Here is a 15,401-nt window from a genome sequence, read left to right as displayed (position 1 = left end):
CGCGGCCCGCGCCGCGAGGCCGCTTTGATGTATGCTCCGCACCGTGGAGACCCTGGTTGAGCTCATCGCCAAGAAGCGCGACGGCGGCCGCCTTTCGGACGACCAGATCGCGCGCCTCATCCGCGCCCTCGGAACGGGCGAGCTCGCCGATTACCAGATGAGCGCGCTCTGCATGGCCATCTTCTTCCGCGGCATGGACGACGCGGAGACCGTGGCCCTCACCCGCGCGATGCTCCACTCCGGCGACGTCCTCGACCTCTCCTCCGTCCCCGGAATCAAGGTCGACAAACACTCGACCGGAGGCGTCGGCGACAAGGTCTCCTTGTGCCTCGCGCCCCTCGTCGCGGCCTGCGGCGTGCCCGTGCCCATGGTCAGCGGCCGCGGCCTCGGCCATACGGGCGGCACCCTCGACAAGCTCGAAGCCATCCCCGGCTTCAACGTCTCGCTCGACACGGATGCCTTCGCGCGCATCGTCCGCGACATCGGCGCTTGCATGATCGGACAGACCGGACGCATCGCCCCCGCGGACAAACGTATCTACGCGCTGCGCGACGTCACGGCCACGGTCGAGTCGATCCCCCTCATCGTCGCGAGCATCCTCTCGAAAAAACTCGCCGAGGGCATCGACGCGCTCGTGCTCGACGTGAAGGTCGGCCGCGGCGCGTTCATGAAGACCGAGCGCGACGCGCGCGCCCTCGCCGAGGCCCTCGTGCGTGTCGGCAAGGCCGCCGGCAAGCGTGTGGTCGCGCTCCTGACCGACATGAGCACCGTCCTCGGCCGCACCGTCGGCAACGCCATCGAGACGCGCGAAGCGATCGAGGTCCTCCACGGCGGCGGACCGGACGATCTCGTCGAGTGCACACTCGCCCTCGGCGCCGAGATGCTCGTGCTCGGCGACGCCGCTTCCTCCGTGGAAGAGGCGCGCGAAAAACTCCGCGACGCGATCTCGAGCGGGCGCGGCGCGCGCGTGTTCGAGCGCATGATCGAGGCCCAGGGCGGCGATCCCGCGGTCGTCGAAGATCCGCGTTGCCTGCCGCGTGCCCCTGAAACCGTCCTCGTTCCCTCCGACGCCGACGGCTTCGTCGCGGCGATCGATCCCCTCGAGATCGGCCTCGCCGCCGTCGCCATGGGCGCGGGCCGCACGCGCGCCGATCAGAAGGTCGATCACGCCGTCGGCATCGAGATCCTCGCGCCGCGTGGCGCCGGCGTGCGTCGCGGCGAGCCCCTCGCGTGCCTCCACGTGCGCTCGGCGGCCGCGGCCGAGGCCGTCGCGGATCGTGTCCAGAGCGCCTTCCGCGTCAGTTCCGCGCCCGAGGCCTCACCGCCTCTTCTGCTGGGCCGCATCGCTTGATGGCGGCGTGATCAGGGACGCCGGCAACGCCGAGCGCGCGCCGGCCGAGAGGCCGTCGTTCGTCCAGGAAAACTGGTCCACCAGGACGACCGGATCCGAGGCGGACAGAGGATCCACCTTCCCGAGCACCCACGCGTCGGCGCCGCTCCCGTCGCGGCGCACGCGCACCCGCACGAAGTGCTTGTATCCGGGGTGCGCCAGCGCCGCGAACGCCTGGTGTTGCTCGATCCCGAAGATCGTCAGCGCCATCAGGTACGCGCCGAAGACCAGCGTCGCGACGTAGACCGAGACCAGGAACACGAGCCACGGCCTCGCGCCGTAGAGATCCGCCGCGTCGAAGAGGCCGCCCGCCGCCGCGAACGTCATCCGCGCGAGCATCGGCACGAACCCCACGGTGAGCCCCGCGATCGTCGCGAGCAGGTACACCGCGATCGATCGGTTCCGGAATCCGCCGAGCAGCCGGCACACGAAGCCCGCGATCGCCGCCGTCACGAGCGATCCCACCATCGGCGGCGCGCCGCCCCATCGCACCGCGGAAAACGCCGGCAGGTAGAGCAGCGCGGCCGCGAGGTGCACCAGAAAGCCGCTCCGTCCGTGCACGATCTGCCACGGGATTTGCAGCGCCAGCGCGAGCGACGCCTTCGGCCCCGGGAACTCCGCGGCCGGCTCGGGCAGGCCCTTCCGCATGATCCGCGCCGGATGCAAGAACGCCCCGCCTCCGCCGGCGATCACGTGGCACGTCTTGCCGATCTGCTCGCGGCAGTAGTGATGTGTATCGCCCGTCAGCACGAGCACGGCGTCGTCTTCGAGCCGTAGATCCAGCGCGTCGACGATGTGTTGCCCCGCAGGGTTCGGCTCCAGGAACGCGTACGCCGGATCCGCCAGGGTCAAGAGCAGCCCGCGGTTCTCGGTCCGGAGCGACGCGAAGAACGCGCGTTGCTCGAAGTCCACCGCGCGGAGCTGCCGATCCGCGCCCCACAGATCGAGCCCCGGCGCGAGCCTGAGCGCGAAGTAACTCGCGTCCTGCACCGGCACGTATCCGTCGAGCGGCAACGTCGATCGTTTGCTCACATAACGTCCGATGCGAAACGCCTCCACCCACTGGATGAAGTGTCCGATCTGCGCGAACCGCACGACCTCGTTCGGCGTCGATCTCCCCACGAGATCCACGGTCCCGCGCCGCTCCCGGAACATGCGCCCGAAGCCGTCGAGCCCCGCGTACCAATCGTGATTTCCCGGGACTCCCAGGAGCACCCGGGGTTTGCCGTCTCGGACCTCCTCCAGCACCCGCGAGAACGGCACGATCACCCGGTTGTGGATCTCGAGCTCCGTCGCCACCGGATACGCCGTGTCCCCGCCGAACAGGAGGATGTCCCCGCGCGGGAGCACGAGCGTCTCGCCGGGTTTGTCCGGAACTTCGACCTCGTACGTCTCGAACACGAGACGCGCGACCTCCTGGCTCACGGACACGCAATCGCCCGTGTCGGCGAGGAAATCGATCCAGACGTCGCGACCGAGCGCCTCGGTGAGCGTCTCTTTGCCTTCGCTGCCGCCCAGCACGGCCGCGGCCTTGCGCGTCAGTGTGTCGGCTGTGCTCGGTCGCATCCATGCGCGACTGTCGATGTCTTCCGTCGCGATGACGCTCGCCACGAGGTGCCAGAGATGCCCCCAGAACGATCGCGCCCCGAACCACGCGATCGCCTGCGGATATCGGCCTCCGCGCGTGAAAAGCAGCTTGGGAGCGTCGGGAGGAGCGGACGCAGGGCGGAGGGGGGAGGGACGGACCGGCGAGGGAGCAGACATCGGCACTTTTTTTGTCTTGCCATCAGGCCGTGGATACGGATCAAAGTCGAATGCCGGGGCAACTTGCCCCGCGCGGCCGGATCATGAGCCGGGCGAGTAGGAATGCGAGGATCGCCGAGAAAGGTCGATCTTCGCCACCATGTAAGGAGAGCAGGATGAGACAGGGAGTGCGGTTCGCGGCGATCGTGGCGCTCGCGGGTGCCGTCGGCTGCGGCGGCGGTGAGGCGAAAAACGAAGGCGCCTCGCCCGAAGCGAAGCCCAGCGCAGCCGCGGCGGACACGCAGCCTGCGGCCTCCGCGGCCCCGGTCGCGTCAGCGGCCCCCGCGCCGAGCGCCGAGGCCCCGAAGCCCGAGAACAGCGCTGCTTCCGCCCCCGTGGAGCCCGCGGGATCCGCCGCCGTGGCTGCGGCGTCCGCGGCCCCCGCCGCCGGCTCTGCGGCGCCCGCGGCCAGCGCGGCGGCCGGCCCGAAGACGTTCGATTGCGGCGCCAAGGGGCAGAAGCCCTGCCCGATGCAGGGCTGGATGAAGACGGTCATGGCCTCGGCGACGTCGAGTGGTGATCTGACGAAGATCGCCAATGCCCTGGCCTACACCGCGGGCAAGCCGCCGCCCGGCATGGGGAGCTGGGTCGCCATCTCGAATGAGGGTGTGGCCAAGGCGAAGGCCGGCGACCTCGACGGCGCAAAGGCTTCCTGCAAGAAGTGCCACGATCTTTACAAGGAAAAGTACAAGCAGACGATGCGCGATCGCCCCTGGTGATCGCCGCGCGGGGGCCACGTCGTCGTGGCCTCGAATGAAAAAGCCCACGCGTCCCGGGTTTCGGGAGCGTGGGCTTTTTCGTTGGAGGGTCCTTCAGCCCGGGTTCGCAGCGAAGCAGCAGCGGAAGCCGGTGTCGAAGAACTGGAAGTTCTGATCGACGGTGTAGAAGGTGAAGTCCGACTGGGCGCCGGACTCGGCCTGGGTGTTGAAGGCGCCGCCGAGCAGCGGATACGTGTTCGTCGCGGACTTCGTGATCTCGCGGAGGTTACCGGTCATGTCGTAGACCTGGGGATTGGTTTGTCCGGTCCAATCGACCCAGCAGTTCTTCAGGTTGACCGTGTCGCCGGTGACGAGCAGACCGTTTTGCGTGCCGACATCCGGGGAGAAGTCGTACGAGAAGCCGAGGTTGCAGTACTTCACGTTCGCCACGAACCCGGTCTTGCACGCGGAGAGCGGCGCGTAGCCCCAGAGGCAAGCATCCGGCGCGGGGGTACGCGCGGCGGCCTGCCAATCGGCCGTGCTGCAGACGGTGCCGCCGGCCGCGGCGCAGACGTCCTCGACCTCACGCGGGGTGACGTTGAACCAGGGGATCTTCCCCTGGACCGAGCAAGCCGGGGTCTTGTCGAGCGTGGATCCCGTGGGAGCGCTGGTCCAGAAGCCATTGCCGGTGCCGGGGACGACGGCGGTGGCGTTCGGGCGGCTGGCCTCGAACGTCATGATCCACTTGTTCTGCGCTCCGAGCTTCGTGACCGCCGGCTTGACGTAATACGCGGCATTGCTGCCCTTCTTGCTGTAGGGCTCGTCGGCAGCGCCGTCGCAATCGTTGTCGAGGCCGTCGCACTTCTCTTCGCAACCGCCGGGCAAACTGGCGCAGTTCGCCGGCGTGGCGCTGCATTTGACGGCCGTGGTGCCGTCGCACTCGTACTTCCCCTGCGTGCGGCAGGCGCCGTGTCCGGGCGGGGGCAGAGCGTCGTCGGAGTTGCAGGGCTTGTTCCAGTTGGCGACGTTCTCGTTCTGGACGCCGTCGCAATCGTTGTCGTAGTTGTCGCAGAGCTCGGGGGTGCCGGTGCAGTAGTTCGGGGCGGCCCCGGTGCAGACGGTGGCGGGGAAGGTGCACTTCCAGGCGCCCATCACGCAGGCGACGTTGACTCCGGTGGTGCACTCGGCCTTGGTGGCGGAGGGGCTGACGCCGCAGACCTGGGTGGGCAAGGGGGCGATGACGTTCTCGTCGATCTGGCCGTCGCAATCGTCGTCGAGGCCGTTGCAAGTCTCCTGCGCCGAGATGAAGTCGCAGTCGTACTCGCACTTCTGATCGTTGTTGAGATCGTAATACCCCGGCTCGCAGCCCTTGAACTGGCAAGCGCCGGCGGCGCAGGACCACGTGGAGTGGACCGCGCCCGTGTAGCAGCTCTTGCCACACATGCCGCAGTTGTTGACGTCGGTCTGCTTGTCGGGCTGGTTCGTCAGCGCGCCGTCGCAGTTCGCGTCGATGTTGCAGCCGTCCTGCACGCCTGCGGCCGGCTTGACGGAGTTCTGGCACACGATGGCGCCGCCGACGCAGGCCTTCGTGCCGGCCTTGCAAGGCGTGGTCGCGCCCGCGGGCGGGTTCGGCGGGACGTCACAAGCGCCGACGGCGTCCGGGGGCGGGCTGCCGTTGGTCTTGTCGATCGTGCCGTCGCAATCGTTGTCCTCGCCGTCGCACATCTCCGGCTTGGGATCGATGTTGCCGACGCAGACGAGCGCGCCGTTCTGGCATTGCTGGGTGCCGAAGGCGCAGGGGAAGATGTTGCTGACGCCGCAGGCCTTGCCGGCGTCGGTGGGGCTGTCGTCGACGATGCCGTCGCAATCGTCGTCGAGGCTGTTGCAGAGCTCGGGGTTCTGGTTCTCGACGAGGACGTTGGGCCCGGCGCAGACGACCTTGTGGCCCTGGCAGATGGTCTTGCCGAGGTGCGCGGGCGTCGCGCATTCGCCGTTGGGATCGCCATAGCAATCCTGGCCGAGCTGCATGTCACCCGAGAGATCGTCGGCGTCGTCGATCTTGCCGTCGCAATCGTTGTCGAGGCTGTCTCCGCAGATCTCGACGCCGCCGTTCGTGATGTTGCACTGGTACTCGCAGCCCGTGGCATACGAGCCGTCGAGATCATAGAACCCAGGCTCACACGACTGGATCACGCATTGCGTGTTGCCGTCGTTGCAAGCCTGCCCGGGCTCGGCGCTGCTGGTGCAGGCCGGCGTGCCGTGGAGGACGACGCAGGTGCGCCCGCACTTGCCGCAATCGGTGGTGCTGGTGCAGAGGTCGACGTCCTCGTCCTTGATGCCGTCGCAGTCGTCGTCCTTGTTGTTGCAGAGCGAGTCGTCGGCGCCGCCGGAGACGCAGTAATACTCGCAGCCCGGCGCGCTCGGATCGAGATCGTAGTAATCGACCGCGCAATTGCCGGTGCAGGTACCGTCGGTATTGCCCGGATCCGCGCTCGGGGTGCAGGCGATCGTGTCGGGGTCCGTGTTGAGCAGGACCTGATAGCAATTGTTGGCGCAGGTGCCGCAGGCCTCGGGCGTGCTCCAGTCCGGAAGGTCGTCGACCTTGCCATTGCAGTCGTCGTCCTTGCCGTTGCACTCCTCGACGCCGCTGTCGGACGGCACGCAGCCGCCGCTGCCGCCCGCGCCGCCCTCGCCGGCCGTGCCGCCCGTGCCGCCGCAGCCGAAGAGGCATCCACCTTCACCGCCCGTACCGCCGGTGCCGGAGGAACTGGAGGTGCCGGTGGACGAGCCGCTATCGCAATCGTCGAAGCAGAATGCCTGCGTGGTGCATCCCGCGGAGCCCGCGGCGAGGGCGAGCCCCGCCGCGGCCGCGAGCCATCCGAGTTTGGAAGAGAAGCTCATCACGCAACCTCCACGTTGCGCGCCGACCGACGCCGGCGGAGGAAGGCCAAGGGCAAACCGAGGAGCGCGAGCCACCCGGCCGAAGAGCGCGTGTCGCCGGCCGCGGAGCAAGCGCAACCGCCGCCGCCCGTCGCGAGGCCCCACACGCCACTGTCGCCAGCGCCGGCCGAACCGCCCGTGCCGGGGCCAGCGCCGGCCGCGCCGCCGTCACCACCCGCGCCGCCCGAGCCGCTCGAGCTCGAGGTGGAACCCGGGCCGCCCATGGGCTCGACGCATTCACCGCGGCTGCAAGCGACGCCCGGCGGGCAATCGTTCTGACAAACCTGCCCTTCGGGGCAAACGACGCCCTCGCAGGGGCAATTGCCGCAGGCGCCCGTCACCGGATTGCAGCAGCCGCCGCTCGCGCAGGGGCCGGCGCACTGGTTCTGGACGCAGGCGGGCGGGGTCTGCGTGATGTCGCAGTATTGATCGGGTCCGCAATTCGGGCTGCAGGCGGCCACGCACGTGCCGCCCTGGCAGACCTGGCCCGACGGGCAATCCACGTTCGCGCAGGTCGAGACGCACGTGAACGTGGTGTAATCGGCGCTCGGCTTGCAGATCTGATCGGCCGGGCAGCTCTCCGGCTGGCACGGGTTGTCGATGCACGAGCCGAGGTTGCAGACCTTGTTGCAGCCGTTGCAAGGCACGTTGTAGCAGTTGTCCACCACGCACTGGCCAGCCTTCGGCCCGTACGCCGTGCAGACCTCACCCGCGCCGCAGCTCACGCCGTCGCACGGATCCTTGCAGCCCGCCTGGCCCTTGCAGACGCACACGGGCGGCTTGGCGCAATTCGCGTCGGCCGGCGTATCGGCGGGCGCGCAGAGCACGTTACCGTTCGCGTCCTTGACCGTCTTCAGCTCGCAATCGACGCAGGGCTCCGACACGCAGAAGAAGCCGAGATTCTCGCCCGTCGAGCTCTCCGTCACCTGCTGGCATTGCTGGCCGGGCGGGCACGGATACTCTTTGCCGGGGTTGCACGCGCTCGCGCACTGGCACACGCCCGCGCTCCCCTTCACGCACTCCTTGCCGGTGCTGCACAGCGGGATGCCGTTGTTGGGGTTGTCGCTCTGTCCGTCGCAGTCGTTGTCGTTGCAATCGCAGACCTCGAGGACCGGCGTGATCTCGCCCGTGCAGACGAACCCGCCGTTCACGCAGGCGAACGTGCCCTGCTTGCACTCGCCCGTCTCCACGCCGCACGCCTGGCCGATGCTGCCGACCGGCGTGGGCTGCGGGTTCATCGAGCCGTCGACGCCGTCCGGCCCGGGGCCGCTCTCGTCCACCGTGCCGTCGCAGTCGTTGTCGATGCCGTCGCAGAGCTCGGGCTGTGGCGAGACGCCGCCGAGGCACTCCACGCCGGCCGCGCCATTGCAGAGGAACTCACCCGGGGTGCACGGCGAGGCGCTGCGATCGCCCGGATAAAGCGCCGTGTCGTACGTCGGAACGCACGGGCCGCCCGAGGGGATGCCGTTGTCGTTCACGCCGTCGCAATCGTTGTCCTTGCCGTCGCAGATCTCGGACACCGGGCCGACGTCGTTCGCGCAATCGAGCACGCCGGCATTGCAGGCGAGCGTACCCGTCGCGCATTCGCCCTGATCGGTGCCGCACGTCGTGCCGACCTGCGGCAGGTTGCCGTCGTCGAGCATGCCATTGCAGTTGTTGTCGAGGCCGTCGCAGACCTCCGGGCTCGGGGCCTTCGGATTCGAGCAGACCCACTTCTGCGCGCCCTGACAGACGAGCTTGCCGGTGTTGCACGGCGCCGTGAGCGTGCCCGTTCCCGTGCAGGTCGCGCCGGCCGGCGGGCACCATTTCAGGTTGCCGAACGTGCAGCACTGGCCCGGCTCGGTCCAGCAGCCATTGTTGGCGCCGGTCGGCGCGTCCGCGAGCGGCGTCTCGTCGATCGAGCCGTCGCAATCGTTGTCCGTGCCGTCGCAGACCTCGGGTCCGGGCTGCACGCCGCCCTGGCAGACGAGCGCGCCGTTGACGCAGGCCGTGAGGCCGGTCGTGCACGGCGGCTGGTTGGCGCCGCAAGGCGTGCCGACGCCGAACGGGCTCTCGTCGACCACGCCGTCGCAATCGTTGTCGATGCCGTCGCAGATCTCCGCGCTCGGCCCGATGAAGCCCTGGCACGTGCCATTGCAGGGCTGCGTGCCCCGCTTGCATTGGCTGTTCGCGCCGTAGTTCAGGTTCGACGGCGTGCCGACGGGCACGCACTGCGCGGGCGGCACGCCGTCGTCGACCGTGCCGTCGCAATCGTTGTCCTGGCCGTCGCAGGTCTCGATCTGCGGGTTGTTCGTGCAGGCGTTGAACCCGCCGTTCGCCACGCAAGCGCCCGGCTGTGGCACGTTCTGCGCCGCCTTGCACGTCAGCGTGCCGACGCAGTTATTCGGGCTCGGGAGGCCACACGAGGCGTTCGGCGCGCCGTTGTCCGCGATGCCGTCGCAGTCGTTGTCGCAGCCGTCGCAGATCTCCGGCGAGGGAACACACGGCACGACGCAGATGCCGCCCTCGTCGGTTTGCCCGTCGCAGTCGTCGTCCTGGCTGTTGCAGGTCTCCGGCTTCGGGCAATGCGCCGGGTTGCCGCACTTCGTCACGTTCTCGTCGATGGTGTTCGCCGCATCGCCGTCGAACGCGGGCCCGGGATCGCAGTTGTTGTCGACGTTGTCGCAGCTCTCCTTGGGGTTGTAGCAGAGCCAGGTGGTCGGCTGGGTCGCCTGCGTGGGCGTCGTGCAGGGTAGCTTCGTCAGGTCGCCGCCCGGGTTCGCCGGGGTGATCGTGCTCTGGTACGTCGACATGCACGTCGCGCGCTGGGCGGCCGTCGACCACGAGCAGCACGTCTGCCCCTGGTTGCAGTAATGGGCGAAGCCCTCGTCCGTGCAGCCGTTGCAGTTGTTATCGGCGTTGTCGCAGGTCTCGGGCTTGACGGCAGCGGCGATGATGTTCGAGAGCGCCTGCGAGAGCTGCGTCTCGTTCGTCGCTGGCGTCGACGTCCCCGTGCCGCCGGCCGCCGCGAGCGCGGCGTTTGCCGCAGACGAGGTACCGAAGTCGATGACGTGTGTCTTGACCGACCAGTGGATCCCGCCACGATCGAAGCCCGCGAGCAGATCGCCAGCCGCGTCGACCGCGTCGGCCGGGTTGTCACACGTCTCGAGGCCGTCCGTGATGAGGATCGTGTTGATCGTGCGGCAGCCGCGCTCGCCGGACTGGGCGATCGGTGAGTCGAAACTCGGGTCGCCGCTGATGGGCCTGGCCCAGGAAGTCGAGAGGTACCGGTAGGCGTCGCGCAGGATGCCGTTCAGCGGCGTCTCACCTGACGGCCAGAGCTCGTAGCTGATCGGCCACGTCGGGTGCAGCGAACAGTCGTTGTCGACCCACTTGAGCAGCTCCGGGACATTCGAAGGCTCGAGCGGCGGCGCGTAGAAGTTGTCGCGCTGCATCGGGACGAGGATCTCGGCGCCGCGTCGATCCTCGGAGTTCGCCTGCGAGGTCGGCTCGAGGCCGCAGCCGCCGGAGGGGTTGCCTCCGCCGGTGTAACTCTGCCAGATGCACCCGCCGGTGCCGGTCGCCCCGCAAGCTGCGGTGCAACCGCTGGTGACAAAGCCGCGCGAGAACCCGGCGAGCCCGAAGTTCACCTGCCCGCCGAACGCGAAAAACATCTTCCGCAGGGCGCACTTCGCGTGGCTGATGCGGGTCGACCCGAAGCCGCACGAGTCGGGCAACGGATTCGCGCTGCTCGGAGCGCCTCCCGTCATCGACCCGGAGGTGTCGAAGAGGATCATGAAGTACGGCTTCGCGGACGAAGGCCAGTCCTTCGGATCCGCGCTCAGGCACGCAGGCTCCTCTGCGGAGGCGAGCGGCGCCGTGAGCGACGCGGCGGCCACGAGGGCCGCACCAGTGAGGACCGGCGCGATACCAAGCTTGCGACGGCCAATGCCACGGGAGAAGAGGGTCCTGTTCATGTTCTCGTGATCCAGCCCCGGCCCGACCACGTCATGCAGCGACGCGTGTCAGCCGAAGGAAAGTAGGAACGGGACGAACGCGAATTTTGCAAAAGGAGTTTGCCTCGACGTACGGGTTTCCATCACGCCCGGCACCGGGCGATCGGACGATGCTCCGTCTGATCCCGAGAGCCGGGAAGATGATGCTCGTTCACCCTACAAGAGTTCGTGCGAGGCGTAAACTCTCTTGATCGGGACGGAATAGAGGGCGTTTTCCGTCGTGATTTCGGCAGGATAGGCCGCGTGATGCCCCGAGGCGGGCTCCGTGTGGGGCGGAGGCGCAGCCCCGGGGGAAGCGGGTGTCGAAGGGCTGGCGGTTCGGCTCGACGATGCAGGAAGTAAGCTCGTTCTCTGCGCCGAACCGGCGTGGGGTCTTCGTCGGCGCCGTGAGCTACGGCCCCTCGGCTCGTCTACGCCCGCGGGCTGACACAATGGCGATCCGCGGCGAGACCGAGCCCCGCCGCGGCCGTGAGTGATTCGATTGGGGAATTACGCAGCCTTCGCGTCGCGTCCCGAACGACGCCGGCGAAGGAAGGCCAGGGGCAAGCCGAGGAGCGCGAGCCAGCCAGTCGAGGAGCGCGTATCGCCGGCCGCGGAGCAAGCGCATCCGCCGCCGCCCGTCGCGAGGCCCCAGACGCCCTTGTCGGGCGCACCCGCAGAGCCGCCCGCGCCGGGACCCGCGCCAGCCATGCCGCCCGCGCCGCCCCCGCCGCCCGCGCCGCCCGCGCCCGAGCCCGAGCCCGAGCCCGTGCCGCCCATGGGATCGACGCACTCGCCGCCGTGACAAACCTGCCCGCTCGGGCAAAGGACGCCCTCGCACGGGCAGTTGCCGCACGCGCCCGTGAGCGGGTCGCAGCAGCCGCCGTTCGAGCAGGCCCCGGCGCACTTGTTTTGCACGCAGACCGGCGGGGTTTGGCCCATGTCGCAGGTCTCGCCCCCGTCGCACGCCGGATCGCAGGTCGGGACGCACGCGCCGTCTTTGCAGGTCGTGCCCGCCGCGCAATCGACGTCCGCGCAGGTCGGGACGCACGAGAACGAGGTGAAATCGGCGCTCGGCTTGCAAACCTCGTCGGGCTGGCAAGCGCCGGGCACGCAGGGGTTGTCCACGCAGGAGCCGAGGTTGCACGCCTTGTTGCAGCCGAGGCAAGGCACGTTGTAGCAGGTGTCCACCACGCACTTGCCGAGGTTCGCCCCGAAATTCGCGCAGACCTGGCCACTCGGGCAGCTCACGCCATCGCAAGGATCCTTGCAGCCCGCCTGGCCTTTGCAGACGCACACGGGCGGCTTGTTGCAATTCGCGTCGGCCGGCGTGTCGGCAGGCGCGCAGATCACGTTGCCGGCCGCGTCCTTGACCGTCTTCACCGAGCAATCGCCGCAGTTGTCGGGGACGCAATAGAAATCGAGCGACTCGCCGGTCTCGCTCTTTGTGACGTTCTCGCACTTCTGGCCGGGCGGGCAGGGGAACTCGCCGCCCTTGCAAGGCGAGGCGCACGCGCACGAATTGCCGCTCTTCACGCACTCCTTGCCCGTGCTGCAGACCTTCGGCTTGCCCGGATCCTGCTCGTCGGTCGTGCCGTCGCAGTCGTTGTCGAGGCAATCGCAGGCCTCGTTCGTGGCCTCCATGCCGCCGATGCACGTGAGCTGGCCATTGACGCAGCCATACGTGCCCTCGGCGCAGACGCCGACGTTGAGGCCGCAAGGATCGCCGATGTTCACGGCCGGCGGCGGGGCGGGGTTCGCCGAGCCGTCGATGCCATCCGGCGCGGGGCCGCTCTCGTCGACCTTGCCGTCGCAATCGTTGTCGAGGCCGTCGCAGACCTCGGGCGAGGGGCCGATGCCGCCCGCGCAGCTCCCGCCGCCCTGCCCGTCGCATTGCAAGACGCCCGGCTGGCACGGCGCCGCGCTGCGATCGCCGGGGTAAAGCGTCTTGTCGTACATGACGGTGCACACTTCGCCGGCCACGATACCGTTGTCGATCGTGCCGTCGCAGTCGTTGTCCTTGCCGTCGCAGAGCTCCTTCGTGGGGCCGATGTCACCCATGCAATCGAGCACGCCGGCGCTGCACGCGAGCGCGCCGATCTGGCATTCGCCCGTGTCGCTCCCGCAGGGCTCGCCAACCTGGGCGATGTTCCCGTCGTCGACCACGCCATTGCAATCGTTGTCGAGGCCGTCGCACGCCTCGGGCTCGGGGGCCTTCGGCGTCGCGCACACCCACTTCTGCAGGCCCTGGCAGACGAGCTTGCCGGTGTTGCAGGGCGCCGTGAGCATGCCCGTGCCATTGCAGGAACCGCCCGGCGGCGGGCACCATTGCAGGTTCCCGAACGTGCAGCAGTTGCCGGGGTTCGTCCAGCATCCGTTCATGCCGGCGGCCGGCGCGTCCGCGAGCGGCGTCTCGTCGATCGTGCCGTCGCAATCGTTGTCCGCGCCGTCGCAGACCTCGGCCTGGGGCTGCGTTCCGCCCTGGCAGACGAGCGCGCCGTTGACGCAGGCCGTCAGGCCCGTCGTGCACGGCGGCTGATTCACGCCGCACGGCGTGCCGACGCCGAAGGGGCTCTCGTCGACGGTTCCGTCGCAGTCGTTGTCGATGCCGTCGCAGAGCTCGGCGCTCGGCCCCACGAAGCCCGCGCAGACGCTCGATCCACAGGGCTGCGTGCCCTTCTTGCACTGGCTGTTCGGGCCGTAGTTCAGGTTCGACGGTGTGCCCACGGGCACGCACTCGGTCGCCGCGACGCCGTCGTCGATCGTGCCGTCGCAGTCGTTGTCGACGCCGTCGCACGTCTCGGTCATCGGGTTGTTCTGGCAGGTGTTGTACCCGCCGCTCGGGGCGCACGTCCCGATGGGCACGTTCTGCGGCGGCTTGCACGAGAGCGTGCCCGCGCAGTTCAGGGGGGTCGTGAGGCCGCAGGGGATCGCGGGGATGCCGTTGTCCGCGACGCCGTCACAGTCGTTGTCGCAGCCGTCGCAGACCTCGGGCGAGGGCTTGCACGTGCAGGAGGCGCCGAGGCCCTCGTCGGTGAGGCCGTCGCAGTCGTCGTCCTGGCCGTTGCACGTCTCGGTGGTGGGGCAGTGCAAGGGGTTGCCGCACTTGAAGACGCCTTCGTCGACCGTGTTCTGCGGGTCGCCGTCGATCGTAGTCTCGGGATCGCAGTTGTTGTCGACGTTGTCGCAGGTCTCCTTCGGGTTGAAGCAGAGCCAGTTCGCCGGATCCTGCTGCTGGGCCGCCGTCGTACAGGGGAGCAGCGTGAGATCGCCGTCGGGATCGGCCGTGGAGATCGTGGCCTTGTAGTTCGTGAGGCAGGTCGCGCGCTGGGCCGGCGTGGACCAGGCGCAGCACGTCTGTCCCTTGTTGCAGTAGTGGACGAAGCCCTCGTCGGTGCAGCCGTTGCAGTTGTCGTCGGCGTTGTTGCAGCTCTCGGGCTTGATCGCGCCGGCGATGATGTTCGCGAAGGCCAGGCTGAGCGAGGCCTCGTTCGCCGCGTCCTGCGCCGCGCCCGTGCCGCCGGAGGCCGCGATCTGGTCGGCTTGCGAGCCGACCTGGCCGAAGTCGATGACGTGCGTCTTGATGCTCCAGGTAATGCCGCTCTTCGTGAAGCCTGTGAGCAGATCCGCCGCGGCGTCCTTCGCGTCGTCGACGGTGTCGCAGTTCTCGCCGCCGTCGGTCACGAGGATGACGTTGACCGAGCGACAGGGCCGCTCACCCTGCGCGAGAGTCCCGAGCGGCGAGGGGTGCACGAGGCCCGCGACCACGGGGCTCGCCCAGCCCTCGGAGAAGTACCGGTAGGCGCTGCGCAGCATGCCGTTCAGCGGCGTGTTGCCCTGCGCAAAGAGCTCCTTCTGATCCGAGCAGTCGTTGTCGACCCACTTGAGGAGCTCGCCGATGTTCGAGGGGTTCGGCGGCGGGCTGTAATAGTTGTCGATGAGCAGCGGGACGACGATGTTCGCGCCGTCGCGGCAGCCGGAGTTCGGCTGGGCCACGGGCGGGCTGCCGCACGTCCCGGGCTCCGGGCCGCAGCCCGCTTTGTCCGCGTTGCCGGGGAAGTCGCTGTGAAGGCAGAGCGCAGGCGTACACGCGGCGTCGCAGCCCTTTTGGACCTTGGCGAAGGTCGCGAGCCCGAAATTCGCCTGCCCCGCGAACGCCTGGAAGGTATTTTTTATCGCGCAGCGACCATGACCGAGGCGATCATTCACGTAGCCGCACGAATTGTTCGACCCGACCGGGTCCGTCATCGAACCCGAGGTGTCGAACATCACCATGAAGTAGGGCTTCGACGGCGCCGGCCACGCCGCAGGATCGAAGGACAAACACGCCGCCGGCTCCGCGAGCGCCGGGCGCACGGCGGCGAGCGTGGCGGCGAGGCCGACGATCGCCCCGACCTTCCCCTGTACCGAGCGCTGCCCAAGAAGTGTACGAACCCTGGTGAACATCGTGTCCTGTCCCCGCTGGCCCGGTCAGGCGGGTCCCGCATCTCCCCCGGGGTCGCGGAGGAGCTGCAGAGCACGCACGCGCGCCAACGCTCCATGGTCGCACGCATGCGCGCGATCCAGCAAGGCGCGATGTTCCCAATTTCAGAAGAA

6 protein-coding genes are annotated in these 15,401 nt (G+C 68.9%); 2 read left to right on the top strand and 4 right to left on the bottom strand.

Going from position 1 to position 15,401, the window contains the following annotated elements; translation table 11 throughout:
* Positions 1-43 precede the first annotated feature (43 nt).
* Positions 44-1,351 carry a thymidine phosphorylase gene (locus KEG57_RS26975; protein ID WP_272425300.1) on the top strand — a complete coding sequence of 436 codons (1,308 nt, stop codon included), beginning with the start codon at positions 44-46 and terminating at the stop codon, positions 1,349-1,351.
* Here the strand turns inward: KEG57_RS26975 and KEG57_RS26970 are convergent.
* A complete protein-coding gene (locus KEG57_RS26970) occupies positions 1,319-2,956 on the bottom strand; it encodes a hypothetical protein (protein WP_272425301.1) in 1,638 nt (545 codons plus the stop codon). The genes KEG57_RS26975 and KEG57_RS26970 overlap by 33 nt on opposite strands.
* A gap of 353 nt (positions 2,957-3,309) precedes the next feature.
* On the opposite strand from KEG57_RS26970, the gene KEG57_RS26965 reads away from it, so the two are divergent.
* Positions 3,310-3,912 carry a hypothetical protein gene (locus KEG57_RS26965; protein WP_272425302.1) on the top strand — a complete coding sequence of 201 codons (603 nt, stop codon included), beginning with the start codon at positions 3,310-3,312 and terminating at the stop codon, positions 3,910-3,912.
* A 93-nt stretch (positions 3,913-4,005) separates the two neighbouring features.
* On the opposite strand, the gene KEG57_RS26960 is transcribed toward KEG57_RS26965, so the two are convergent.
* The 3 genes from KEG57_RS26960 to KEG57_RS26950 form a co-directional block, all read right to left on the bottom strand.
* Positions 4,006-6,792, bottom strand: a complete 2,787-nt coding sequence (locus KEG57_RS26960; RefSeq protein WP_272425303.1) for a MopE-related protein — start codon at positions 6,790-6,792, stop codon at positions 4,006-4,008.
* Positions 6,792-10,787, bottom strand: a complete 3,996-nt coding sequence (locus KEG57_RS26955) for a MopE-related protein (RefSeq protein ID WP_272425304.1) — start codon at positions 10,785-10,787, stop codon at positions 6,792-6,794. Before KEG57_RS26955 ends, KEG57_RS26960 begins: the two co-directional genes overlap by 1 nt.
* Positions 10,788-11,315: 528 nt before the next feature.
* Entirely contained in the window at positions 11,316-15,251 is a 3,936-nt protein-coding gene (locus KEG57_RS26950) for a MopE-related protein (RefSeq protein ID WP_272458889.1), read from the bottom strand.
* Positions 15,252-15,401 lie beyond the last annotated feature (150 nt).

The sequence above is a fragment of the Polyangium jinanense genome, from assembly GCF_028435365.1.
This window is presented reverse-complemented; position numbering and strand designations above follow the sequence as displayed.